The organism is Stenotrophomonas sp. SY1 (assembly GCF_021202945.1).
Classification (GTDB): Bacteria; Pseudomonadota; Gammaproteobacteria; order Xanthomonadales; family Xanthomonadaceae; genus Stenotrophomonas.
This window is the reverse complement of sequence record NZ_JAJOYR010000002.1, coordinates 460,743-482,945: the sequence shown is the minus strand read 5'-3', so window position 1 is coordinate 482,945 and position 22,203 is coordinate 460,743. Positions and strand designations below refer to the sequence as shown.

General features: G+C 65.1%; 20 protein-coding genes. 8 read left to right on the top strand and 12 right to left on the bottom strand.

Annotated features, from left to right (window positions below; all coding sequences use genetic code 11):
- The first annotated feature begins 31 nt into the window (after positions 1–31).
- Entirely contained in the window at positions 32–1,306 is a 1,275-nt protein-coding gene (murA, locus tag LR961_RS13625) for a UDP-N-acetylglucosamine 1-carboxyvinyltransferase (protein WP_232150368.1), read from the top strand.
- On the top strand, positions 1,303–1,614 hold the full coding sequence (locus tag LR961_RS13620; RefSeq protein ID WP_232150366.1) for an EF-hand domain-containing protein: 312 nt from the start codon (positions 1,303–1,305) through the stop codon (positions 1,612–1,614). Before murA ends, LR961_RS13620 begins: the two co-directional genes overlap by 4 nt.
- 145 nt (positions 1,615–1,759) lie before the next feature.
- Here the strand turns inward: LR961_RS13620 and LR961_RS13615 are convergent, their stop codons facing one another.
- The 6 genes from LR961_RS13615 to purM form a co-directional block, all read right to left on the bottom strand.
- Positions 1,760–2,443: a DUF3108 domain-containing protein gene (locus LR961_RS13615; RefSeq protein ID WP_232150364.1), complete on the bottom strand. Its 684-nt coding sequence runs from the start codon at positions 2,441–2,443 to the stop codon at positions 1,760–1,762.
- A gap of 2 nt (positions 2,444–2,445) precedes the next feature.
- The gene (locus LR961_RS13610) at positions 2,446–3,246 is read right to left on the bottom strand and encodes a DUF3108 domain-containing protein (protein ID WP_232150362.1); all 801 of its coding nucleotides are present in this window, start codon (positions 3,244–3,246) and stop codon (positions 2,446–2,448) included.
- Between the two features lie 64 nt (positions 3,247–3,310).
- Complete coding sequence (gene purN / locus LR961_RS13605; RefSeq protein ID WP_232150360.1) at positions 3,311–3,970, bottom strand: phosphoribosylglycinamide formyltransferase; 660 nt, start codon at positions 3,968–3,970, stop codon at positions 3,311–3,313.
- Positions 3,967–4,578 carry a DUF2238 domain-containing protein gene (locus tag LR961_RS13600; RefSeq protein ID WP_232150358.1) on the bottom strand — a complete coding sequence of 204 codons (612 nt, stop codon included), beginning with the start codon at positions 4,576–4,578 and terminating at the stop codon, positions 3,967–3,969. The genes purN and LR961_RS13600 overlap by 4 nt, the downstream gene beginning before the upstream one ends.
- Before the next feature lie 52 nt (positions 4,579–4,630).
- Positions 4,631–5,074, bottom strand: a complete 444-nt coding sequence (locus LR961_RS13595; RefSeq protein WP_232150356.1) for a hypothetical protein — start codon at positions 5,072–5,074, stop codon at positions 4,631–4,633.
- Positions 5,075–5,101: 27 nt separating this feature from the next.
- Positions 5,102–6,160 carry a phosphoribosylformylglycinamidine cyclo-ligase gene (purM, locus tag LR961_RS13590; protein ID WP_232150355.1) on the bottom strand — a complete coding sequence of 353 codons (1,059 nt, stop codon included), beginning with the start codon at positions 6,158–6,160 and terminating at the stop codon, positions 5,102–5,104.
- A 97-nt stretch (positions 6,161–6,257) separates the two neighbouring features.
- On the opposite strand from purM, the gene LR961_RS13585 reads away from it, so the two are divergent.
- The 3 genes from LR961_RS13585 to hda are packed head-to-tail and all read left to right on the top strand — an operon-like array spanning position 6,258 to position 9,258.
- Positions 6,258–7,388 (top strand): DUF2066 domain-containing protein, encoded by a 1,131-nt coding sequence (locus LR961_RS13585; protein WP_232150337.1) that lies wholly within the window; start codon positions 6,258–6,260, stop codon positions 7,386–7,388.
- Positions 7,385–8,557, top strand: coding sequence for an AI-2E family transporter (locus LR961_RS13580; RefSeq protein ID WP_232150329.1), 1,173 nt, complete (start codon positions 7,385–7,387; stop codon positions 8,555–8,557). Before LR961_RS13585 ends, LR961_RS13580 begins: the two co-directional genes overlap by 4 nt.
- A complete protein-coding gene (gene hda, locus LR961_RS13575) occupies positions 8,554–9,258 on the top strand; it encodes a DnaA regulatory inactivator Hda (protein ID WP_232150320.1) in 705 nt (234 codons plus the stop codon). The genes LR961_RS13580 and hda overlap by 4 nt, the downstream gene beginning before the upstream one ends.
- A gap of 210 nt (positions 9,259–9,468) precedes the next feature.
- Here the strand turns inward: hda and murU are convergent, their stop codons facing one another.
- From murU to LR961_RS13555, 4 genes are all read right to left on the bottom strand, one after another.
- Positions 9,469–10,182, bottom strand: coding sequence for an N-acetylmuramate alpha-1-phosphate uridylyltransferase MurU (murU, locus tag LR961_RS13570; protein WP_232150318.1), 714 nt, complete (start codon positions 10,180–10,182; stop codon positions 9,469–9,471).
- Positions 10,179–11,192, bottom strand: a complete 1,014-nt coding sequence (locus LR961_RS13565; RefSeq protein ID WP_232150316.1) for a phosphotransferase — start codon at positions 11,190–11,192, stop codon at positions 10,179–10,181. The genes murU and LR961_RS13565 overlap by 4 nt, the downstream gene beginning before the upstream one ends.
- Positions 11,193–11,244: 52 nt before the next feature.
- Entirely contained in the window at positions 11,245–11,517 is a 273-nt protein-coding gene (locus LR961_RS13560) for a GlsB/YeaQ/YmgE family stress response membrane protein (RefSeq protein ID WP_232150314.1), read from the bottom strand.
- A 118-nt stretch (positions 11,518–11,635) separates the two neighbouring features.
- The gene (locus LR961_RS13555) at positions 11,636–13,129 is read right to left on the bottom strand and encodes a M20 family metallopeptidase (RefSeq protein ID WP_232150304.1); all 1,494 of its coding nucleotides are present in this window, start codon (positions 13,127–13,129) and stop codon (positions 11,636–11,638) included.
- A 208-nt stretch (positions 13,130–13,337) separates the two neighbouring features.
- On the opposite strand from LR961_RS13555, the gene LR961_RS13550 reads away from it, so the two are divergent.
- Positions 13,338–13,670: a ComEA family DNA-binding protein gene (locus LR961_RS13550; protein ID WP_232150302.1), complete on the top strand. Its 333-nt coding sequence runs from the start codon at positions 13,338–13,340 to the stop codon at positions 13,668–13,670.
- 302 nt (positions 13,671–13,972) lie between these two features.
- On the opposite strand, the gene LR961_RS13545 is transcribed toward LR961_RS13550, so the two are convergent.
- Entirely contained in the window at positions 13,973–15,379 is a 1,407-nt protein-coding gene (locus LR961_RS13545; RefSeq protein WP_232150300.1) for a GntP family permease, read from the bottom strand.
- A gap of 161 nt (positions 15,380–15,540) precedes the next feature.
- On the opposite strand from LR961_RS13545, the gene LR961_RS13540 reads away from it, so the two are divergent.
- On the top strand, positions 15,541–17,754 hold the full coding sequence (locus LR961_RS13540) for a TonB-dependent receptor (RefSeq protein WP_232150298.1): 2,214 nt from the start codon (positions 15,541–15,543) through the stop codon (positions 17,752–17,754).
- Positions 17,755–18,331: 577 nt separating this feature from the next.
- Positions 18,332–21,673, top strand: coding sequence for a PAS-domain containing protein (locus LR961_RS13535; RefSeq protein ID WP_232150296.1), 3,342 nt, complete (start codon positions 18,332–18,334; stop codon positions 21,671–21,673).
- A 159-nt stretch (positions 21,674–21,832) separates the two neighbouring features.
- On the opposite strand, the gene LR961_RS13530 is transcribed toward LR961_RS13535, so the two are convergent.
- The gene (locus tag LR961_RS13530; RefSeq protein WP_232150294.1) at positions 21,833–22,171 is read right to left on the bottom strand and encodes a metalloregulator ArsR/SmtB family transcription factor; all 339 of its coding nucleotides are present in this window, start codon (positions 22,169–22,171) and stop codon (positions 21,833–21,835) included.
- Between the last annotated feature and the right edge of the window lie 32 nt (positions 22,172–22,203).

The following is a 22,203-nucleotide window of genomic DNA, read 5'->3' as shown; positions in this document are numbered from 1 at the left end:
CCTCCATTCCCCATATCCGGTTCTCACATTCATGGCAAAAATCGTAGTCACCGGCGGCAAGACGCTGAACGGTGAGGTGTACATCTCCGGCGCCAAGAACGCCGTCCTGCCGATCCTGTGCGCCACCCTGCTGGCCGATGCGCCGGTGGAAATCACCAACGTGCCGCACCTGCACGACGTGATCACCACCGTGAAGCTGCTCGGCGAGCTCGGCGCCAAGGTCACCATCGACCAGGGCACGCTGTCGCGTGGCAGCGCCATCGTGGTCGACCCGCGCAGCGTCAACCAGCACGTTGCGCCGTATGAGCTGGTCAAGACCATGCGCGCTTCGATCCTGGTGCTGGGCCCGCTGCTGGCCAAGTACGGCCAGGCCGAAGTGTCGCTGCCGGGCGGTTGCGCCATCGGCTCGCGCCCGGTGGACCAGCACATCAAGGGCTTGCAGGCGCTGGGTGCGCACATCACGGTCGAAAACGGCTTCATCAAGGCCCATGTCGATGGCCGTCTGAAGGGTGGTCATTTCACCTTTGACATGGTCAGCGTCACCGGCACCGAGAACGTGCTGATGGCCGCCGTGCTGGCCGAAGGCACCACCGTGCTGGACAACGCGGCGATGGAACCGGAAGTCTCGGATCTGGCGCATTGCCTGATCGCGCTCGGCGCGAAGATCGAAGGCATCGGTACCGCGCGTCTGGTGATCGAAGGCGTCGAGCGCCTGAGCGGCGGCCGTCATGCGGTGCTGGCCGATCGCATCGAAACCGGCACCTTCCTGGTGGCCGCTGCGATGACCGGCGGTCGCATCGTGGCGCGCAATGCGCGCCCGGACACGATGGACGCGGTGCTGGCCAAGCTGGTCGAGGCTGGCGCGCACATCGAAACCACCGACGACACGATCACCCTGGACATGCAGGGCAAGCGTCCGAAGGCGGTCAACCTGACCACTGCGCCGTACCCGGCGTTCCCGACCGACATGCAGGCGCAGTTCATGGCGCTCAACTGCGTGGCCGAGGGCGTGGGCGTGATCAACGAGACCATCTTCGAAAACCGCTTCATGCACGTGCAGGAACTGCAGCGCCTGGGCGCGGACGTGCAGATCGAAGGCCGTACCGCGATCTGCCGTGGCAGCGATCGCCTGACCGGCGCACCGGTGATGGCGACGGACCTGCGTGCCTCGGCGTCGCTGATCCTGGCCGGCCTGGTGGCCGAAGGTGACACCACCATCGACCGCATCTACCACCTTGACCGCGGCTACGAGAACATCGAAGAGAAGCTCGGTGCGCTCGGTGCCGGCATCCGGCGCGTGTCATGATCCTCAAGGGCCGTTTCACCCCGCGCCGCAAGGCATTGCTGATCCTGGTGCTGCTGGCCATGGCCTGGCTGGGCTGGGGCTGGTACAGCGGCGTGGCCATCACCCGTGGCGTTGAAAAGGAACAGATGGACTGGAATGGCGACGGCCAGGTCAGTCGCGAAGAGCTGTTCCAGGCGTTCTACGCGGTGAAGGTGAATGACGTGGAGGAAGGCAATCGCCAGTGCCGCAGTTTCATGTGGCGCAGCAGCGGTGAAGAGTTCCGTCGCGACTGCAGGACCGTGTTCAAGAAGGACGCCGAAGCAAAGTAAGTCTTCGTTTCGCGTTCAACAAAAAAGCCCGGCAGATGCCGGGCTTTTTCATGTGCGGGTGGTAGTGCCGAGCCACGTTCGGCAGGAAGCGCTACCGGGAAATCCCAGCGCAGCATGGCTGCGCTCTACGGGTTCCGGGTTTGGATCAGTTGATCGACTTGATGGTCAGGTCCAGCGCGTCGCGTCCGTCCTCGCGCTGCAACAGCCGTGCCGGGACCGGCATGCCCGGCACGATCCAGGCGATCTGTTCCTTGTTGCCATCCACGCGCGAAACCTTGGTCGCTTCCTGCGCCTTGCCGGCGACGGTGACGTTCTCCTTGCCGATCACCCGGTAGGTCATCGGCTTGATGCGGCCATCGTCGACCATGCGGTACGTCAGCGGCCTGCCGGCGTCGAGGTCGCGGGCGATGGCCAGGTTGATCAGCAGCGCATCCATGTCGCCGTTCTGCAGGCGGATCGGGCCGCGGCGCTCAGGCTTAACGTCGCCGGTCCAGCTGGCCTGGTTGTTGCTCCAGTCGTAGCGCGCATCGATCTGTTTGCGCTTGACCAGCACCACCGAGCGGTCGTGGCTGCTGAGCGGACGCAGCTTGCCATTGTGTTCGTCGAACACGGTGCTCTGGCTCAGGTCGGCCATCGGGTTCTTGATCTGCAGGCTGTAGCGGTAACGATTGTCGCCTTCGGCGGTCAGGGTCATCACGCCATTGGCCTGCATGCCCATGTAGTTGGCCTGGTAATTGGCGACAAAGGGTTGCATCGCCAGCGCCGGCAGGCTGGACAGGGCCAGTGCGGCGGCGGCCAGGAGGCGAAGAGGGCGCAGGATGGGTTTCATGCTCAGGCTCCTTGGTATTCGATCAGGCGCAGGTCGATTTCGTCCTCGCCATCTTTCCGTTGCAGGATGCGGACCGGCGTTGGCACGCCATTGGCGATCCACAGGATGGTTTCGTCGTTGCCGCCGTTGGTGCGGTAGACGCGCAGTGCGTCGTAGCTGAGTTCGCCGACCTGCACGTTCTCGGTGGCATCGGCGGCGCGATATTCGTACTGGCGCACCCGGCCCACGTCCACGTAGCGGTACTGCAGGGCCTTGCCGGGGCGCGCATCGCGCATCAGCGAAAGGTTGAGCAGCAATGCGCTCTGGTCGCCGCGTTGCAGTGCGATGGGCTGCCGGCGCTCCTTCTTCAGGTCGCCCTGCCATTGCGCGGTGCCGGCCTGCCAGTCGTAAAGGCCGGTGACCTTCTTGCCGAGGAACAAGGCTTTCTTGACCGTGCTCTGGCTCAACGGCGTGTACACGCTGCCCTCATTGGCGAACACCGTGCTCTGCTCGATGTTCAGGCCGAGCACGCTGGCAAAGCCGCGCTTGCCGACCACGGCCATGTCCACGCGCCACTGCGTGCCTTCGTTGTGAACCACGCGCATGGTCGCATCACCGGCTTCCTTGCCCTTGTAGAAGGCCTGGTAGGTAGCAACGAACGGCTCCAGCGGCGGCGCGCTCCACTCCATGGCCGGCAGCATTACAGGTGCAGGTGCAGGTGCAGGTGCAGGTGCAGATGCCGGTGCAGGCACTTGCTGGGCATGCGCGGCTGTCGTCGTCAGCAGAGCGGCCAGTACCAGCAATTTCGAGGACGGCAGGGTCATGCGGGTTCGGCGAAGGAAGTTAAGGGGGGAGCATGCCAGCAGGAAGGTCAGTGGCATGTAGGCATCAACCAACCAGCACGCCGGCCGAATCTAGGCGTAGCGGCCTGAGCAGGGACTGACCATCGCACAGGATCTCCCCATCCTGTTCAGTTATGCGGCCGGTGACCAGCAGGGCCACGCTGGCCAGCAGCAGCGGGTGTTCCACCGTCAGCACCCGGTTGGCCAGGGTTTCCGGCGTATCGCTGGGCAGCACCGGTACCCGCGCCTGGGCCAGCACCGCGCCGGCATCCAGCTCCGGCACCACGAAATGCACGCTGGCGCCGTGTTCGGCATCGCCGGCCTCGATGGCGCGGGCATGCGTGTGCAGGCCCTTGTGCAGCGGCAGCAGGGACGGGTGGATGTTGATCAGGCGCCCGTTGAAGCGTTCGACGAAGCCGGTGCCGAGGATGCGCATGTAGCCGGCGCAGATGATCCAGTCCGGGTTGCAGGCGGCGACTGCGTCGGCCAGTGCCTGGTCGAAGGCTTCGCGGTTGTCGAAGTCTTTGGGGGCAGATGCCCAGCGCAGTTCCGGTGCGACCTTGTCCAGCGCGGCGGCACCGGGCTTGTCCGAGAAGACGCCGACGATCCGTGCATCGAGCTGGCCACTACCGATGCCGTCCAGCAGGCATTGCAGGTTGCTGCCGCGGCCGGAGGCCAGCACGGCGATGCGTGCGGGGCTGTTCATCGGCTTGCCACCTTGTGCGCCAGCGGCCAGACCAGCAGGCTGCCCAGCGTGGCCAGCAGCATGTCGGCATGTGCATCCCACATATCGCCTTGCTGGCCGTTGTAGGCCTCGGCCGCGTCAGGCGATAGCAGCAGCGCGATGCCCCATTCGAACCATTCGTAGGCCAGGCTGGAACACATGATCACCATCACCGCCAGGGTGAACGCATGGCCGAGGCGCAGCGCAGGCCAGGCATGCCGCACCAGTTGGGTGAGCGCCGGGGTGAAGCACACGCCGTACAGGAAGTGGATCAGCCGGTCGAAATGATTGCGCTCCCAGCCGAACGCGGCATTGGGCGACCAGCCCAGCAACGCCTGGAACCATTGCTCGTAGGGCACGTTGGAGTACAGCCAGCGCGCAGCGATGCAGTGGACGACGATGAAAGCGCAGATGGCGATGAACGCGCCGGCGCCCAGTCGCCAACGTCGGTCAACCCACCACAAGGCGGCCAGGCCCAGTACGGTCAGTGTGCTGTGCAGGGCCTGTTCGACCGGCCACAGCGGCTTGATCCAGGTGATCAGGAATACGGCCAGCACGCCGATGAAGGCAATCTTCTTGGCGTTGGTCATGCGGTGCGACCCAGGCAACAAACGTGGTCGTCAGGCGACGACAGCAGGGTATTCAAGCGAAAGCAGCCTTGACGGAGGGGCGCATCAGCACGATCAGGGTGAACACCCCCAACACCGTGCCGATGGGCATCAACATGCAGGAAATCGCCGCAACGACCAGGCACAGCGTGTGACGCCGGCGCTGCGCCAGGCAGCGCCCGGCGTAGGCCATGTAGCCGGCCAGCAGCAGGCCGCAGGCAATGAACACGGCGGCGAAGATGACGAACAGCCAGCCAAACAGCCGGGGGTCCACGTCCTGGACATCCGGGTTGCTGGCGTTCACCGGAAGCTTGCCGCTGACGATGCCAAGCCCTATCACCAGGTGCATGACCGGGAACAACGAAAACAGGCCGGTCAACGCCGCCACCACGTAGTGGAAGATCGACAGAAGACGCAACTGGTTGGCGTCTTCTTCGGTGATTGCTGGCGGCGGAGCGGGGGGATTCACTGCATCCATGAGTGGCACCTTGCAGGTTGGGCGGTATCAGCCGATGTGGACGCGTTCGCCACCGTTGGCAGCGACCACTTCGCCGATCTGCCAATGCGCCAGCTCCAGCGCATCGAGTGCGCTGTTGATGGCCGCGGCCTGGTCGGCCGGAACCAGCAGCACGAAGCCGATGCCGCAGTTGAAGGTGCGCCACATCTCGCTGTCGGCAACATTGCCTTCGCGCTGCAGCCACTGGAACACCGGCGGCAGCGTCCAGCTGCCGGCATCGATGTTCAGGCCCAGGCCTTCCGGCACCACGCGGATGATGTTCTCGGTCAGGCCGCCACCGGTGATGTGGGCCATGCCGTGCACGGCGGCACCGTGCGACTTGAGCAGCGACAGGATCGGCTTGACGTACAGGCGGGTCGGCGCCATCAGCGCGTCGACCAGCTTCACGCCATCTTCCAGCACCAGGTCGGTCGGGCTGCCGGCGCGCTCATAGATGCGGCGCACCAGCGAGTAACCGTTGGAATGCGGGCCGGAGGAGGCGATGCCGATCAGCACGTCACCCTGCTGCACGGCCGAGCCGTCCTTCAGTTCGCTCTTTTCAACGCCTGCGACAGTGAAGCCGGCCAGGTCGTATTCACCCGGGGCGTACATGTCGGGCATTTCGGCGGTTTCACCGCCGATCAGCGCGCAACCGGCCTCGGTGCAGCCGTTGGCAATGCCGCCGACCACCGCCGCAGCGGTGTCGATGTCGAGCTTGCCGGTGGCGAAGTAGTCCAGGAAGAACAGCGGTTCGGCGCCCTGCACCAGCACGTCGTTGACGCACATGGCGACCAGATCGATGCCGATGGTGTCGTGGCGGCCCAGCTGTTGTGCCAGCTTCAGCTTGGTGCCGACGCCGTCGGTACCGGAGACCAGCACCGGCTCGCGGTACTTGCTGGACAGATCAAACAGCGCGCCGAAGCCACCCAGCCCGCCCATGACTTCAGGGCGGAAGCTGCGCTTTACCAGCGGCTTGATGCGCTCGACCAGTTCGTTGCCCGCGTCGATATCGACACCGGCGTCACGGTAGGTCAGGGGGGAGTTCGCAGAGGTCGGGGAGCTGGTCACGGGCGGCTGCACTGGCGGGGTGAACGCGGCATTTTAACAGGCCACGTTGGCGCGAAGGCCCCATTCGGGCAACAATTCCCTCCGGAATCGTCGAGCAATGGAATATTCAATGCGTCGCAGCCTGGTCACAATGCTGTTTCTGGCGCTGAGCCTGTCCGTTTTCGCGGTGCAGGCGCAGTCGGACATGCGTACCGAAGGGGACGTTGCCAGCGCCAAGGGAGCCTACGAGGCCGAGGTGCCCGTCAACAGCCAGTCCGAGTCGGACCGCAACGGCGCAATGACGCGGGCGTTGGGCGTGGTACTGGGCAAGTTGTCCGGCGATCGCGGCACGATGGCCCGTCCCGGCGTGGCGCAGGCCCTGCGCAGCGCCCGTGACATGGTGGAAAGCTACGACTACCGCCAGGACCAGGGCGTTGCCGCCAGCGGCGCGCCGAGCTTTCGTACCGTGCTGGTGGCGCGTTTCCGCCAGAGCGACGTGGATGAGCTGGTCGCCGCACTGGGCCTGCCAGTGTGGCCGCAGCCGCGGCCCAAGCCGGTGGCCTGGCTGGCCATCGACGATGGCAGCGGCCCGCGTCTGGTCAGCGTGCAGCAGTCCAATGCGGCGCGGCCGTTGCTGGATCGGGCGATCGAACGCGGCTTCCGCTTGGGCCTGCCTGCCGGCGGTGCAGCCGAACAGGCCCTGGTCGGCGCGATCTGGCGTCAGGATACGGCCGCTGTGGCACGGGCTTCGGCCCGCTACGCGCCGCCGATGCAGCTGGTCGGCAAGCTTTACCGCGCCAAGGCCGGCGGCGGCTGGCAGGCGGACTGGGTGTTCGTCGACAACGGCCGTGAACTGTCCAAGTGGACCACCCGTGACAGTGACGCACGTCGCGCCATGGTGGGCGGTGCCGATGGCGCGGCCGACGCGCTGGTGCGGCGTTATGCCAAGGCGCCGGCAGCAACCGGCGCGGCTGGAACCTACCGCATCGTGGTGAGCGGCATCGGCAGTGCGGATGATTACCTGCGGCTGGCCTCGGCCCTGCAGCGGGTGGCGGTGGTCAAGTCGATCATGCCGATCCAGGCAGCGGGAGACCGCCTGGAGCTGGATGTCGAGTTGAGCACCGGCCTGTCGGGCCTGAATCGCATGCTTGGCCAGGACAGCCCGCTGCAACCGGTGAGCACGGTCGAGGATGACCCCGCCGACGGCGAGGCAAGCATCAGCAGGCGCGCCGAGTACCGCATCCGATGAGCATCGTTACCCCGGAAGTTGAAATCGCACTGTTCCTGCGTCGCCTGAAATGGGTGGTGCTGGCCGTGTTTGGTCTGTGGGTGATGGGGCTGCTGGCACCGATCCTGACGCCGTTCGTGATCGCGCTGGCCTTGGCATGGCTGGGCGATCCGCTGGTGGACTGGCTCGAAGCACGTGGCCGTTCGCGCAACACCGCAGTGGTGCTGGTGTTCGTGGCGATGGTGCTGCTGCTGACCTTGGCGCTGTTGATCCTGGTGCCGCTGATCCAGCGTCAGATCGTCACCCTGGCCGCAGCGTGGCCGCAGGCGCAGCAATGGCTGCTGGGCACGGCGCTGCCGTGGATCGAGCAGAAATCCGGTTTCGAGCTGATGAGCTGGCTGGAGCCCGAGCGCCTGATCGAATGGGTGCGCAGCCACTGGCAGCAGGCCGGCGGAGCCGCCAGCGCGCTGTTTGGCTACGTGTCGCGTTCGGGTTTTGCGATGGTGGCGCTGGTGGTCAACCTGGCGCTGCTGCCGATCCTGACCTACTACTTCCTGCGTGACTGGGACAAGCTGGTCGAGCGTGTCGCCTCGCTGATCCCGCGCAACCATATCGAGATCGTGTCGCGGCTGGCGCGGGAATCCAACGACGTGCTTGGCGCCTTCATCCGCGGCCAGATCGTGGTGATGATCGCGCTGGGCGTGGTCTATGCGGCCGGCCTGACGATGGCCGGGTTGAACCTGGGCCTGCTGATCGGCCTGGTCGCTGGCCTGATCAGCTTCATCCCGTACCTCGGAGCGACCACCGGCGTGGTGCTGGCGGTGCTGGCTGCATTGGTACAGGCGCAGGGCTTCGACCTGCAGTTGCTGGTGTTGGTTGGCGTGGTGTTTACCGTCGGCCAGCTATTGGAAAGTTACGTGCTGACCCCACGTATCGTGGGCGACAAGATCGGCCTGCACCCGGTGGCGGTGATTTTCGCGGTGATGGCCGGTGGTCAGTTGTTTGGCTTCCTGGGCATGCTGCTGGCGTTGCCGGCGGCGGCGGTGATCAACGTGCTGCTGCGCTATGCGCATGAGCGCTACCGCCAGAGTGAGCTGTATGCCGGCCATGGGTCGGCAATCGTGCTGGATGCGCGCGGAGAACCGTCCGTGGGTCCGGCCATCCTATCCAAGGACGCTGAACCGAAGTGAGTGTGCCGCAGTTGCCGTTGGCCTTGCGTTATCCGCCAGACCAACGATTCGAGACCTTCATCGGCGCGCCGGACGGCGCGCTGGCCCAGTTGCGCGCGCTCGCCGTAGGCAGCAGCCACGACTGGATTTTCCTTGCCGGCGCCGGTGGCACCGGCAAGACGCACCTGTCGCTGGCCACCTGCGCGGCAGCGCTGCAGGCCGGGCGCAGGCCTGCCTATCTGCCCCTGCAGGCCGCCGGCAAACGCCTGGACGAAGCGCTCGAAGCGCTGGAAGGTCATGACATGGTGGCGTTGGACGGGCTGGAGTACGTAGCCGGCCGGCGTGAGCAGGAAGTGACCCTGTTTGAATTCCACAATCGTGCGCGTGCGGCCGACGTGACCCTGCTCTACACGGCGCGTTGTACGCCCGATGCGTTGGGGCTGGTACTGCCGGACCTGCGTTCGCGATTGTCGCAGTGCGGCCGGATCATGCTTGACCCGCTCGACGACGAAGGCCGTGGCGCGGTGCTGCGCGAGCGCGCGGTACGTCGTGGCCTGGTGATGGACGAGGCCACGCTGGAATGGTTGTTGACCCGCACCGGCCGTGACCTGAGCGGCTTGGTGGCATTGCTGGAAAAGCTCGACCGCGAATCACTGGCGGCCAAGCGTCGCATCACCGTGCCGTTCCTCAAGCGCGTGCTTGAAGCGGGGAACGGGGAGTAGCGGATTCGCTGGCGGCGTGTGTTGTCCGTTCGCTGCGAAAAGCACTCCTCCCAAATTCTCCCCTTTGCTGCGCAAAAGAGAGGGGCTGGTCATGCACAATCTGTCGGGCTGCTGCGAAGCCCGCTTCTGCTCCCTCCCTTTGCCGTAGGCAAGGGGAGGGCTGGGGAGGGGTAAGGCTTCTAGCGCTGATCGGCTTCACCGACGCAGCAATCAGCTCCGCATCCCGTGCAACTGCGCATCCAGCTGGTCAAGTCGTTGCGGCGTCCCCACATCGGTCCAGCGGCCATGGTGATGCTGGCCACTCACCGCATCGCGCAACATCGCCGCACGCAGCAACGGCGCAAGTTTGAAACGCGGCGGTGTCTGCGTGCTGCCCTCGGCCTCGCCGATCACCGCCTGCCAGCCTTGCAGCAGCGCTGGTTGATAGACGCCAATGCCGGCGAAGGTCAGGCGCGGCGCATCACCGTCATCGTGCAACCTGCCATCGCGGCCCAGGACGAAGTCGCCACCGGGGTGGTGCTCCGGATTGTCGACCATCACCAGATGCGCCAGCCCGTCCAGGCTGCCTGGCAGAAGGGCGAAATCGAAATCGCTCCAGATGTCGCCATTGACCGCGATGAACGGCGCATCGCCCAGCAATGAAAGTGCATTGAACATGCCGCCGCCGGTTTCCAGCGGCACCGGGCCTTCGTGGACGAAGTGCAGGCGCAGGCCCCAGCGGCTTCCGTCGCCCAGTTGCCGCGGGAACTGCTCGGCCAGCCAGCTGGTGTTGATCACCACATCGGCAACGCCGAGCGCAGCCAGTCGTTGCAGGTGCCATTCGATCAGCGGCTTGCCGGCCACCTGCAGCAGCGGCTTGGGCGTGTGATCGGTCAGCGGGCGCATGCGCTCGCCGAGGCCAGCTGCAAAAATCAGCGCTTTCATGCGGCCGCCTTGGCAGCCATCGCCGGCTTGATGCGCTGTTCAAGCAGATCAAGCAACGGCGCCAGTTCCGGATAACGCGGCAACACTTCGTCCAGATAGCGGATGAAGCGCGGCGCATCCTCGAAGTAATGGCGCTTGCCATCGCGATCACGCAGGCGCACGAACAGGCCGAGAATCTTGAGATGACGCTGCACGCCCATCCAGTCGGCATCGCGCAGGAACTGCGGCCACGGCCGCACCGGCAGCCCGGCTTCCAGCGCACGCGCGTGGTAACGCGCCAGCCAGCCATCGACACGCTGCAACGGCCAGCTCAGGAACGCATCCTTGAACAGGCTCACCGGGTCATAGGCAATCGGGCCACGCACCAGATCCTGGAAATCCAGTACCGCGGGGCCACCGTGTTCGATCGGCATCAGGTTGCGCGGCATGAAGTCGCGGTGGGTGAGTACCTGCGGCTGGTTGAGTGCGTTGTCCATCAGGCGCCGATGCACAAGCTGCAACTGCTCCACTTCACCGCAATCCAGCGACACGCCCAGGTGGTGTTGCAGGAACCACTCATCGAACAAGCCCGCATCACGCTGCAGCAACGCTTCGCCGAAGGCGCCCATGCCGTCGGGCACCGGGATCGACTGCAGCGTGATCAGCTGTGTGAACGCTGCATCGAACCAGGCATCGGCATTGTCATCGTTGATGTGCCGGGCCAGGGTCGGGCCGCCAAGGTCCTCCAGCAGCAGGAAACCGTTATCGACATCGCGAGCCAGTACCTGCGGCACCCGCACGCCGTTGGGTTCGAGCAGGTCGTGCATGCGCAACCACGGCCGGACATCTTCCAGTGCCGGCGGGGAGTCCATCACGATGTGGCTGCCGCGCGCGCTGGTGGCCCGCCAATAGCTGCGGAAACCTGCATCGACCGAGGCGCGGTCGAGTCGGGTGGCCGGGTCGCCAAGTGCGGCGCAGGTCCACTGCTGGCGTTGTTCGGCGCGCAGCGGATCGGAAGCAGGATCATTCATGGACGGGTACGTCGAAACCGCGCCGACCGGCGCACAGGAAAAAGAAAGAGACTCAGCGCTTGCCGCCGCTGACCAGCCGCAACAGCGCGAGGATGACGATCGCACCGACGATGGCGCCGATGAAGCCAGCCGGTTCACCTGCCGAGTACCAGCCCATTTCGCGGCCGAACCAACCGGCAAACACCGCGCCGGCAATACCCAGCACGATGGTCAGCAGGCAGCCCATGCGGTTGTTGCCGGGCATGAAGAAGCGGCCCAGCAGGCCGACGAAGAAGCCGATCAGGATGATGTACAGCCAGCTGTCGCTGCCAAACAGTCCGCTCATGTGCCTGTCCGCCAAATGGAAAGACGCAGCCTAGCAAGGCCAGGCTGCGTCCGTCATCAAACCCTCATCCGCTGGCCGCGACCGGCTGCGCAGGCAGCACGATCGCGGGCCGGCCGGATCAGCAGCAGCCGTGGCCGCCGTGACGGGTGCCGCTGTCGGCAGCCACCGGCGAACCGCTGGTCTCGCCGCGCAGGCTGGCCGCGTGGTGGTCGAACAGCACCTTGGACACGCACGAGGTAACGCGCTTGCCCATCGGGATGTGCAGGAACTCGTTCGGGCCGTGCGCGTTGGAGTGCGGGCCCAGCACGCCGGTGATCATGAACTGCGCACCCGGGAACTTCTCGCCCAGCATGCCCATGAACGGGATCGAGCCGCCTTCGCCCATGTACATCGCCGGCTTGCCGAAGAACGCCTGGCTGGCGTCGTCGATGGACTTTTCCAGCCACGGTGCCATGGCCGGGGCGTTCCAACCGGTGGAGGCCTTTTCCAGATCCAGGCTGACGTGAGCGCCATTCGGCGGATCGCGCAGCAGGGCTTCCTTGAGCAGCTCCCCGCAGACCTTGCCGTTGGCGGTCGGCGGCAGGCGCAGCGACAGCTTCACCGAGGTTTCCGGGCGCAGCACGTTGCCGGCCGATTCCAGCGGCGGCATGCCACCAATGCCAGTAACCGACAGCGCCGGGCGCCAGGTGCGGTTGAGGACCAGTTCGGTCAGCTCATCGCTCATCGGCTTGAGGCCATCAACCAGCGGGAACTTGTCGAAAATGGCGGTATCGACCACGTCGGCAGCGCGCTTGGCCTGCTCCAGACGCTCGGCCGGCACTTCCACGTGCAGACCGTCGAGCAGGATGCGGCCGGTCTTTTCGTCTTCGATGCGCGACAGCAGCTGGCGCAGCAGGCGGAAGCTGGACGGCACCACGCCGGACGCATCACCGGAGTGCACGCCCTCGTTGAGCACCTTCACAGTGAAGTTGCCACCGGTCAGGCCGCGCAGCGAGGTGGTGCACCACAGCTGGTCGTAGTTGGCGCAGCCCGAATCCAGGCACACCACCAGCGATGGCTGGCCGATGCGGTCGGCCAGATGGTCGACATAGGCCGGCAGGTCGTAGGAGCCGGACTCTTCACAGGCTTCGATCAGGATCACGCAGCGGGCGTGCGGCAGGCCCTGCTCCTGCAGCGCAAGCACGGCGGCCAGCGAGCCGAAGATGGCGTAACCGTCATCGGCGCCACCGCGGCCGTACAGCTTCTCGCCACGCAGCACCGGCTTCCACGGGCCCAGGTCATCATCCCAGCCGGTCATTTCCGGCTGCTTGTCCAGGTGGCCATAGAGCAGCACGGTGTCATCACCGGTTTCCGGGCCAGTGGCCGGGATTTCCAGGAAAATCAGCGGAGTACGGCCTTCCAGACGAACCACTTCGACCTGCAGGCCGGGGATGTTCTGCGCCTTGGACCAGTTCTCCATCAGGCTCACTGCCTGGTCCATGTAGCCGTTGGCGACCCAGTTGGCGTCGAACATCGGCGACTTGTTGGGGATACGGATGTAATCGACCAGTTGCGGGACGATGTCCTTGTCCCACTTGTCGCTGAGAAATTGGCCGATCTTGGCGCTGTCCATCTGGATCTCCAGTAGCAATGTCAGGTGTAACCATTCTACGCCGCCTCCCCTGGAATCGGACCTTGTAGGAATTTTCCTACAAGCGCTCGGGGTATTCGCCGGCTGTGTGAGCGACGTGTGACGGATAGTCTGTGTTCATGTGGCGCGGAACACTGGTTCGACCGGCGGGAATGCCGGCAGACCAGCCCAAGTCACAAGGAGTGTAGCGATGCAGCTTTTTGCCGTGATGCTGAAGTCACTGGTTCTGGCGTTGTTGTTGACCGTATCGGCGCAAGCCACGGACAAGGTCGACATCAACACCGCCTCTGCGGCGGAGCTGGGCCGGGTGATGGTGAATGTTGGCCCTTCCAAGGCGCAGGCAATCATCGATCACCGACAGGCGAACGGGCCTTTCAGGAGCGTCGAGGAACTGGCGCTGGTGAAAGGGATCGGATTGAAAACGGTCGAACGGAATCGTGACCTGATCGAAGTGAGGGCCGGAGTTGCCCCCGCCAAGAAGCCCGCCGGGACGGCGGTGCCCAGACCGATAGAAAGGCGTTGAGCGGAAAGGACGCGAAATTGTGGACCACCCGGATGGCGGAACACCAGGAACCCAAACAGGGCAGGAAGCTGGGGAAGGCAGGACGCCAACAAGGATGTGAGATCGTCCGGTGTTGCACAGTGACGTGCAGCCGGGCGATTGTTTCCTGTTATGGAAACTGGAAAGGCCCGAGCTTGCTCGGGCCTTTTTCATTTGGCGGCCGGTGATTGATTTGCCGTTTGCCTGCGTCCGGCGCCGCCGAGCCAAGCCAGCCCAAGCTGAGCTGAGCTGAGTCAAGCTGAGCCAAGCCCCATCCTCAAAACTCAAACCAGCCCGGTGGCGTAGTACACGCCGATGATTGCGAATACCGCCAGGGTCTTGATGATGGTGATGGCGAAGATGTCCTTGTAGGACTGGCGATGGGTCAGGCCGGTGACGGCCAGGACAGTGATCACCGCGCCGTTGTGCGGCAGGGTGTCCATGCCGCCGGAGGCCATCGATGCCACGCGGTGCAGGACTTCCATCGGAATGCCGGCAGCCTGCGCGTTGGCGATGAAGCTGTCGGCCATCGCGGCCAGCGCGATGCTCATGCCGCCGGACGCCGAGCCGGTGATGCCGGCCATGGCGGTGACTGAAACGGCTTCGTTGATCAGCGGGTTGGGGATCGATCCCAGCGCATCGGCCACGACCAGGAAGCCCGGCAGGGCGGCGATGACCGCACCGAAACCGTATTCCGACGCGGTGTTCATCGAGGCCAGCATGGCGCCACCGATGGCGGACTTGGTGCCTTCTGCGAAGGCGCTGACCACTGGCTTCCAGGCGAAGGCGATGACGCTGAGGATGCCCAGCAGCAGGGCACCCTGCACGGCCCAGATGGCGGCCATCTTGGAGACTTCCTGCACCACCGGCGCCGGGTTGCCGATCACCGCCGGCACGAACGACTGGGTTTGCCCGTAGAAGCCGGGAATCCAGCGGGTCAGCAGGAAGTTGGATACGCCGACCAGCAGCAGCGGCAGGATCGCCACCAGCGGATGCGCCAACGTGTCGCCGTGGAAGGGTTCCGGTTCGTTGCGCAGTTCCTCGCCAGTGCCGGCGTAGCCTTCGCCCTTGGCGATGGCCGCGCGCCGGCGCCATTCCAGGTAGCTCATGCCCAGCACCAGGATCACCACGGTGCCGATCACGCCCAGCCACGGGGCGGCCCAGCCGGTGGTGCCGAAGAACGAGGACGGAATGATGTTCTGGATCTGTGGCGTGCCCGGCAGCGCGTCCATGGTGAAGGTGAAAGCGCCAAGCGCGATGGTGCCGGGAATCAAGCGCTTTGGGATATTGCTCTGGCGGAACAACTCGGCCGCGAACGGGTAGACCGCAAACACCACCACGAACAGCGACACGCCGCCGTAGGTGAGCAGCGCGCAGACCAGCACGATGGAGAGCATCGCGCGCTGGGCACCGACCAGCTTGATGGTGGCGCTGACGATGGACTTGGAGAAACCGGAGATCTCGATCAGCTTGCCGAACACCGCGCCCAGTACGAATACCGGGAAGTACAGCTTCAGGAAGCCGACCATCTTGTCCATGAACAAGCCGGTGAACATCGGCTGGACCAGGGTTGGGTCGGTCAGCAGCACCGCGCCCAATGCCGCCACCGGGGCGAACAGGATCACGCTGTAGCCGCGGTAGGCCACGAACATCAGGAAGCACAGGGCCGCCAATACGATCAGAAACGACATCCACGGCTCCCCGGCCAATACGTTGCCGGCGAGTATCAGGATGCGGAGGCGTGCGGCCCACTGTACGAACGGACGATACGCGCCGAGCTAACGCCTCGTTAACGTGCGCAGCATGGCGGCATCCGTGTGCCGTTACGTCATACCCGGGAGGAGGGAGACCAATGAAGCGCAAGTATCTGAGCATGGCCATCGGCGGCATTCTGCTGGCGCCGGCCGCATTCGTGCAGGCCCAGGAGCAGCAGGCGGCAGCGGGGAATCAGGCCGCCACGACGCTGGATTCGATCAAGGTTACCGCACGCAAGCGTGAGGAAACTTTGCAGGATGTGCCGGTAGCGGTGACGGCGTTTACGCCCGAGACGCTGGACAAACTCAACATCAAGGACCTGAGCGACCTGGATGGGCAGGTGCCCAACCTGACCATCTACGCCGCACGTGGTTCCACCAGCACGGCCACCGTGTATATCCGTGGCGTCGGCCAGGCCGATCCGCTGTGGGGCGTGGACCCGGGCGTGGGTATCTATCTGGATGACGTCTACATCGCCCGTCCGCAGGGTGCGCTGCTGGATGTGTTCGACGTGGAGCGCATCGAAGTGCTGCGCGGCCCGCAGGGCACGTTGTATGGCAAGAACACCATTGGCGGTGCCATCAAGTACATCTCGCGCGGGCTGCCGCAGGAAACCAGCGGCTTTGCTTCGGTGACGGTGGGCAACTACAACCAGCTCGACGTGAAGGCCGGGCTGGGTGGTGAGATCGGTGGCAAGGACAGCGGGCTGCGTGCCCGGGTGGCCGTGGCCAGCATGAACCGCGACGGTTTCGGCGAGAACAAGTACACCGGGCAGGATGTCAGCGACAAGGAAATCAATGCGGCGCGTCTGCAGCTTGGCGCGTACTCGCAGGATGATTTCGACGTCCAGTTTGCGTTCGATTACATGGACGACAAGTCCGGCATGCGCGGCTCGCAGATGCTGGCGCCGAACCCGCTGGCACCGGCTTATCCGCCGTTGTCTGACCGCTACGACATCCGCAGCGGCATGAAGAATGTCAACAACACCGAGATGAAGGGGGCTTCGGCAACGGTGAACTGGCGCCCGAGTGAGGACTGGGCGTTCAAGTACATCGTGGCCAAGCGCGAATCCGATACCGAGACCAACATCGATTTCGACACCACGCCGCTGCCGCTGGTGGACGTGCGTGCGTTCTACAGCGACAGCCAGGTCAGCCAGGAACTGCAGGCCAACTTCGACGCAGGTGGCCGCGCACGCGGCGTGATGGGCCTGTACTGGTTCAATGGTGATGCCGGTGGCCAGGTGCTCAACCACTTCTGGAACCCCAAGCTGCCCACGGCCCTGGCCAATCCGCTGTTCGGTGATACGCAGGGTGTAGTCAACACCAAGAGCATCGCCGTGTATGCGGACTGGACGTTCGACCTGACCGATCGCCTGAAGCTGGACGTGGGCGCGCGTTACACCGACGAAGACAAGAATGCGGTGGCGTTGAACCGCTTCTACACCAACAACCAGTACGAAACCTCGTGGGGTACGGCGGCCAATTTCGACAAGACCGTCAACTTCAAGAACACCTCGCCCAAGGTGTCGCTGGATTACGAGTTCACGCCGGACATCATGGCGTACATCTCCGGCTCACGTGGTTTCAAGTCCGGTGGCTTCAACATCCGCGCCAACACCACGTCGATTCCGCGCTCGGGTGAGCCGTTCCAGGATGAAGTGGTGGACAGCTACGAGATCGGCAGCAAGATGTCGTTCCTGGACCAGCGTGCGTTCCTGAACCTTGCGTACTTCCACAACAAGTACAAGGACATCCAGCTGTCGGTGTTCACGTCGTACACGCTGCCCGGCGGCGGGCAGAGCTTCTTCGGCGACTTCACCAATGCCGGCAAGGGCACGGTGCAGGGCGTGGAAGTGGAGTACCAGTTCCTGCCGACCCGCAACTGGATGATCAACGGCAACCTGGCGTGGCTGGATGCCAAGTACGACGAGTTCATGAGTGGCGGCGTCAACATCGCCGACACGCAGTACTTCACCAATGCGCCGGAGTTCTCCGGTGCGCTGAACGTGGAATACCGCACCGATCTGGCCAACGGCGGCAATCTGTCGGCGCGGGTGGGCTATTCGTATCAGTCGGAAGTGTGGCCGACCACCGACCTGAGCCCGGCGATCAAGCAGGACGGTTATGGCCTGCTGGGCGCAGGCGTGATCTGGAAGCTGGACGACGCGTGGACCTTCTCGTTGCAGGGCACCAACCTGTCCGATACCAAGTACCGCACCACCGGTTACAACATCGCTGCCTATGGCGTGTTGACCGGTTTCTACGGTGCGCCGCGCCAGTACACGCTGACCGCGCGTTACGAGTTCTGATGGTTGAATCGGGCGGGGGTTCTTTCCCTGCCTGATTGAAGGAATGAGAGCCCTTCCCGTGTGATGCGGGGAGGGCTTTCTTTTTTCAGCCGCCCTCACCCCAACCCCCGCTCCGCGCCCTGGCCCTTGCGGGCGCGCAAGGGCAGGGGCGCGGGAGAGGGGCTCGGAGCGCTGTGGACTGTCACGCTTCAGTCCCTATCCGACGAGAGGATCTTGGAGCACTGCGGACCGTTGCGCTTCAAGCCGCTCTCCCACGAGCGGGCTCTGGGAGCCGCAGATCGTCACGCTTCAAGTCCCTCTCCCACGCACGGGCTCTGGCAGCTGCGAATCGTCACGCTTCATGCCCCTCTCCCGCCTGCGGGAGAGGGGTTGGGGTGAGGGCAGGCCTTTTGCCGCCGACTTCCTTGGCCGACAGCGCAACGGATTGTCCCGACGATCACTGCGGCTTCCGCCGCGGCCCACGCGGGCGCGTTCTGGAACCCGTTTTCTGCGGGGCAGCGGGGCAGGATGTCCGACCCTTCATCGCCGCCTGCTTACTCCGTATCCTGCAAGGGAGCATTCGGGGGAAGCTGCACACATGTTGAGTCTGGTGACGGTTGCGCTGGCGGGGCTTGCCTGGCTGGCGCTGATGTTCGGCGCGGCGCTGTATGGCGAGCGTCGGCCGACGGCGTTCGCGCGGCACTGGCGGCATGTGTATGCGTTGTCGCTGGCGGTGCATTGCACCTCTTGGACGTTCTACGGCACCGTCACCCAGGCCGCGCGCCATGGCTGGCCGCTGCCGCCGACTTTTGTCGGCGCGATCCTGTTCTACGCGTTGGCGGTGGGTGTGATGGTGCGGCTGGTGCGTCTTGCGCGTGAAACCAACGCAACCTCGCTGGCCGACCTGATCGCCGCACGCCTCGGTCGCGATGCGTGGCTGGCGGCAACGGTCACGCTGGTCGCCGCGCTTGGCCTGATTCCGTACATCGCACTGCAACTCAAGGCGGTGGCGATGAGCTTCGGCATGATCACCTCGCGTGCGGTGGATGCCGGGCAGAGCGGGTCGCCGTGGCATGACAGCGCGTTGTATGTGGCATTGGCGATGGCGCTGTTCGCCATGCTGTTCGGTGCGCGTCGTGCCGACGTGTCCGAACACAACCGCGGGCTGGTGCTCGCGATGGCGGTGGAGTCGGTGTTCAAGCTGTGCGCGATGCTGGCGCTCGGGCTGTTCGTCTGGTTTGGACTGGAAGGGTTGCCGACGGTGCCGGCCGCGCCGATGGAAGCGCCGGCTGGCGGCTTCGTGCCGCTGGTGCTGCTGGGCGGGTTGGCGATGTTCCTGCTGCCGCATCAGTTCCATGTCGGTGTGGTCGAGTGCCGAGATCCTGCCGACGTGCGTACCGCGCGCTGGTTGTTTCCGCTCTATCTGCTGTTGATCGCCTTGCCTATCCTGCCGCTGGCCAAAGCCGGCACCGCATTGCTTGGCAACAGCGTGCCTTCGGACATGTACACGTTGGCGTTGCCGTTCTCGGCAGGGCATGAGGGCATTGCGTTGTTTGCCTTCCTCGGTGGCCTGAGTGCGGCCACCGGCATGGTGGTGGTCAGCACGCTGACGCTGAGCCTGATGATCGGCAACCACTGGTTCGCGCCGGGCCTGCTGCGCGGTGCCTGGGCACGTGCCGGTGGTGGCGATCATCGGCGTGAACTGGTGTGGCTGCGGCGTGTTGGCATCTGCGTGATCATGCTGCTGGCCTGGGGCTACAGCCGCCTGATCGGCGGCGGCAATGTGCTGGCCGATATCGGCGCGGTGTCGTTCTCGGCGCTGGCCACGCTGGTGCCGGTGCTGGCCTTCGCCATCTGGCGCCCGCAGACGCCTCCGCGTGCGGCGATCGCCGGTGTGCTTGCCGGCTTTCTCACCTGGGCCTGGGTGCTGTTGCTGCCCTCGCTGCTGGAAAGCGGCGGACACATGCCGGCGTGGGTGGCCGAGGGGCCGTTTGGCTGGCGCTGGTTGGCGCCGCAGGCATTGTTCGGGCTGACCGGCTGGACGCCGCTGGGGCGTGCGGTGGGTGCAAGCCTGTTCGCAGGCACGGCGGTGACGCTGCTGGCGATGGCATGGCGACGCGATGCGCCCGATCGCGCGCGGCGCAATCTGGACGCTGATGCGCTGCGTGATGCCGGCCGCCGCTTCCTGCCGTTCGAGCAGGTGCAGCGTCTGCTGGCCGATGCGCCGCGCAATGGCCCGGTGCCGGCGTTGATCGAAGCGCAGGTGGAACGTGAACTCTCCGCCGTGCTCGGTGCGGCGTCGGCGCGCCTGCTGCTGGATGCGGCGCGGCGCGAAAGCAGCGAGCTGGCGACGGTGGCCGCCATCGTCAGTGAAGCCTCGCAGGATCTGCGCTTCAGCCAGCAGGTGTTGCAGGCGGCGTTGCAGAACATGAGCCAGGGCATCAGCGTGATCGACCGTGAGCAGCGGCTGGTGGCATGGAACCGGCCGTATGCACGGATGTTCGGCTTCCCCGACGAGTTGCTGCAGGTGGGACGGCCCATCGTTGATCTCACCCGCTGGGCGTTGCAGGCGATGCCGCAGCGTGGTGGCGATGAGCGCGCAGTGGACCGGCGGTTGGCCTTCATGCGCGCCGGTACGCCGCATCTGACCGAGCGCGTGTTCCCGGATGGAAAGATCGTGGAGATTCGCGGCAACCCCATGCCCGGCGGCGGCTTCGTTGCCACCTTCACCGATGTCACCGAATTCCGGCGCAGCGAGCGCGCGCTCAAGCGCAGCAACGAGACGCTGGAGCAGCGCGTCAGTGAGCGGACCGCATTGCTGGAATCGGCCAAACGCGAGGCTGAGCGTGCCAACGATGCCAAGAGTCGCTTCCTGGCGGCAGTGGGGCATGACCTGCTGCAGCCGCTGCACGCCGCGCACCTGTTCACCGACACGCTGGTCGAGCAGGTGGGAGCCGAGCAGCAGCGGGTGGTGGTGCAGATACGCGGCGCGCTGGATTCGACTACCGATCTTCTGACCGGCCTGTTCGACATGTCACGGTTGGAGGCGGGCGGGCTGGTGCCGCAACCACGCGACATGCCACTTGCCGAAGTGCTGGACCCGCTTGCCTCGGAGTTCCGGGCGCTGGCCGCCGCGCGTGGCCTGGCGTTCCACTACGTGCCGTCTGCGGTCTGGGTGAACAGCGATCCGCAACTGCTGCGGCGCGTACTGCAGAATTTCCTTGCCAACGCGGTGCGCTACACCGTTCAGGGCGGCGTGCTGCTGGGCATCCGCCGCGAAGGCACGCAGGTGCGCATCGAAGTGCACGACACCGGTCCGGGTATCGCCAAGAGCGAGCAGCGCAGGATCTTCGAGGAGTTCCGTCGTGGCGAAGACAGCAGCGGCCAGGGGCTCGGGCTGGGCCTGGCCATCGCCGATCGCATTGCCGGCTTGTTGCACGCACCGTTGCGGCTGCGCAGCCAGAAGGGGCGTGGGACCGTGTTCTCCGTGTCGGTGGCTGCCGCGCTGGTGCCATCGCTTGCGGCGGTGCCGGCGACAGAACGCGCCGAGTCCGCCGGCGATGCAATCGGCGTGCTGGTGGTGGACAACGACCCGGCCGCGTTGCACGCGCTGGCGGGCCTGCTGCGCGGCTGGGGATACACCGTGGCCGAGGCGTCGGGCCGCGCGCAGGCAATCGCGGTGATGGAGGCACAGCCCATCGCGCTGTGGTTGTTTGACTACAACCTGGACGATGGCGATACCGGCACCGCCTTGCAGTGGAGCCTCGCCGAGCGGTTTGGTGCGCGGCCAACGCTGATTCTCAGTGCCGACGACAGCCTGGCCACGCGCCGCGAGGTGCTGGAGCAGGGGCTGACCCTGTTGCAGAAGCCGGTGCGGCCGCTGGCACTGAAATCGATATTGGACCGATTGTTGGCCGCGCGGACTGTCGCGCAGGTTTAGGGACAGCTGTAGGAACAATGCAAATGTAGGAGTGGCGTAAGCCGCGAAGCCAGACGCGCCGCCGCAACCTGGATTGATGCAAATGCAGCAATCACAGTAGGTGAAATCATCACCAGCTTCGCGGCTTACGCCGTTCCTACAGCTCGGGCTGTTCGTGCGCTATGCAATCCGCCTGCGTTTGTCTTTTTCTTTCCCGCAATACGCTTCATGCAGTGCATGCATCACGCCCAGCGCCGGGCTGTCGGCCAGTGCGTAGTAGATGCTTTGCGCTTCGCGTCGGGTGGTGACCAGCTCGGCATCGCGCAGCACCGCCAGGTGTTGTGACAGTGCCGACATCGACAGCCCAGATTTGGCCTGCAGTTCACTGACCGAAGCTTCACCTTCAACCAACTGGCACAGCACCCGCAGCCGCGCCGGATGGGCGAGCGACTTGAGCAGCTGCGCGGCCTGTTCGGCGTGTGCCTGCATCTGTTCGAGGTCGAGGTTGGACGCATTCATATGCGGGTGGGAACCGGTGCTTGTACTTTTGT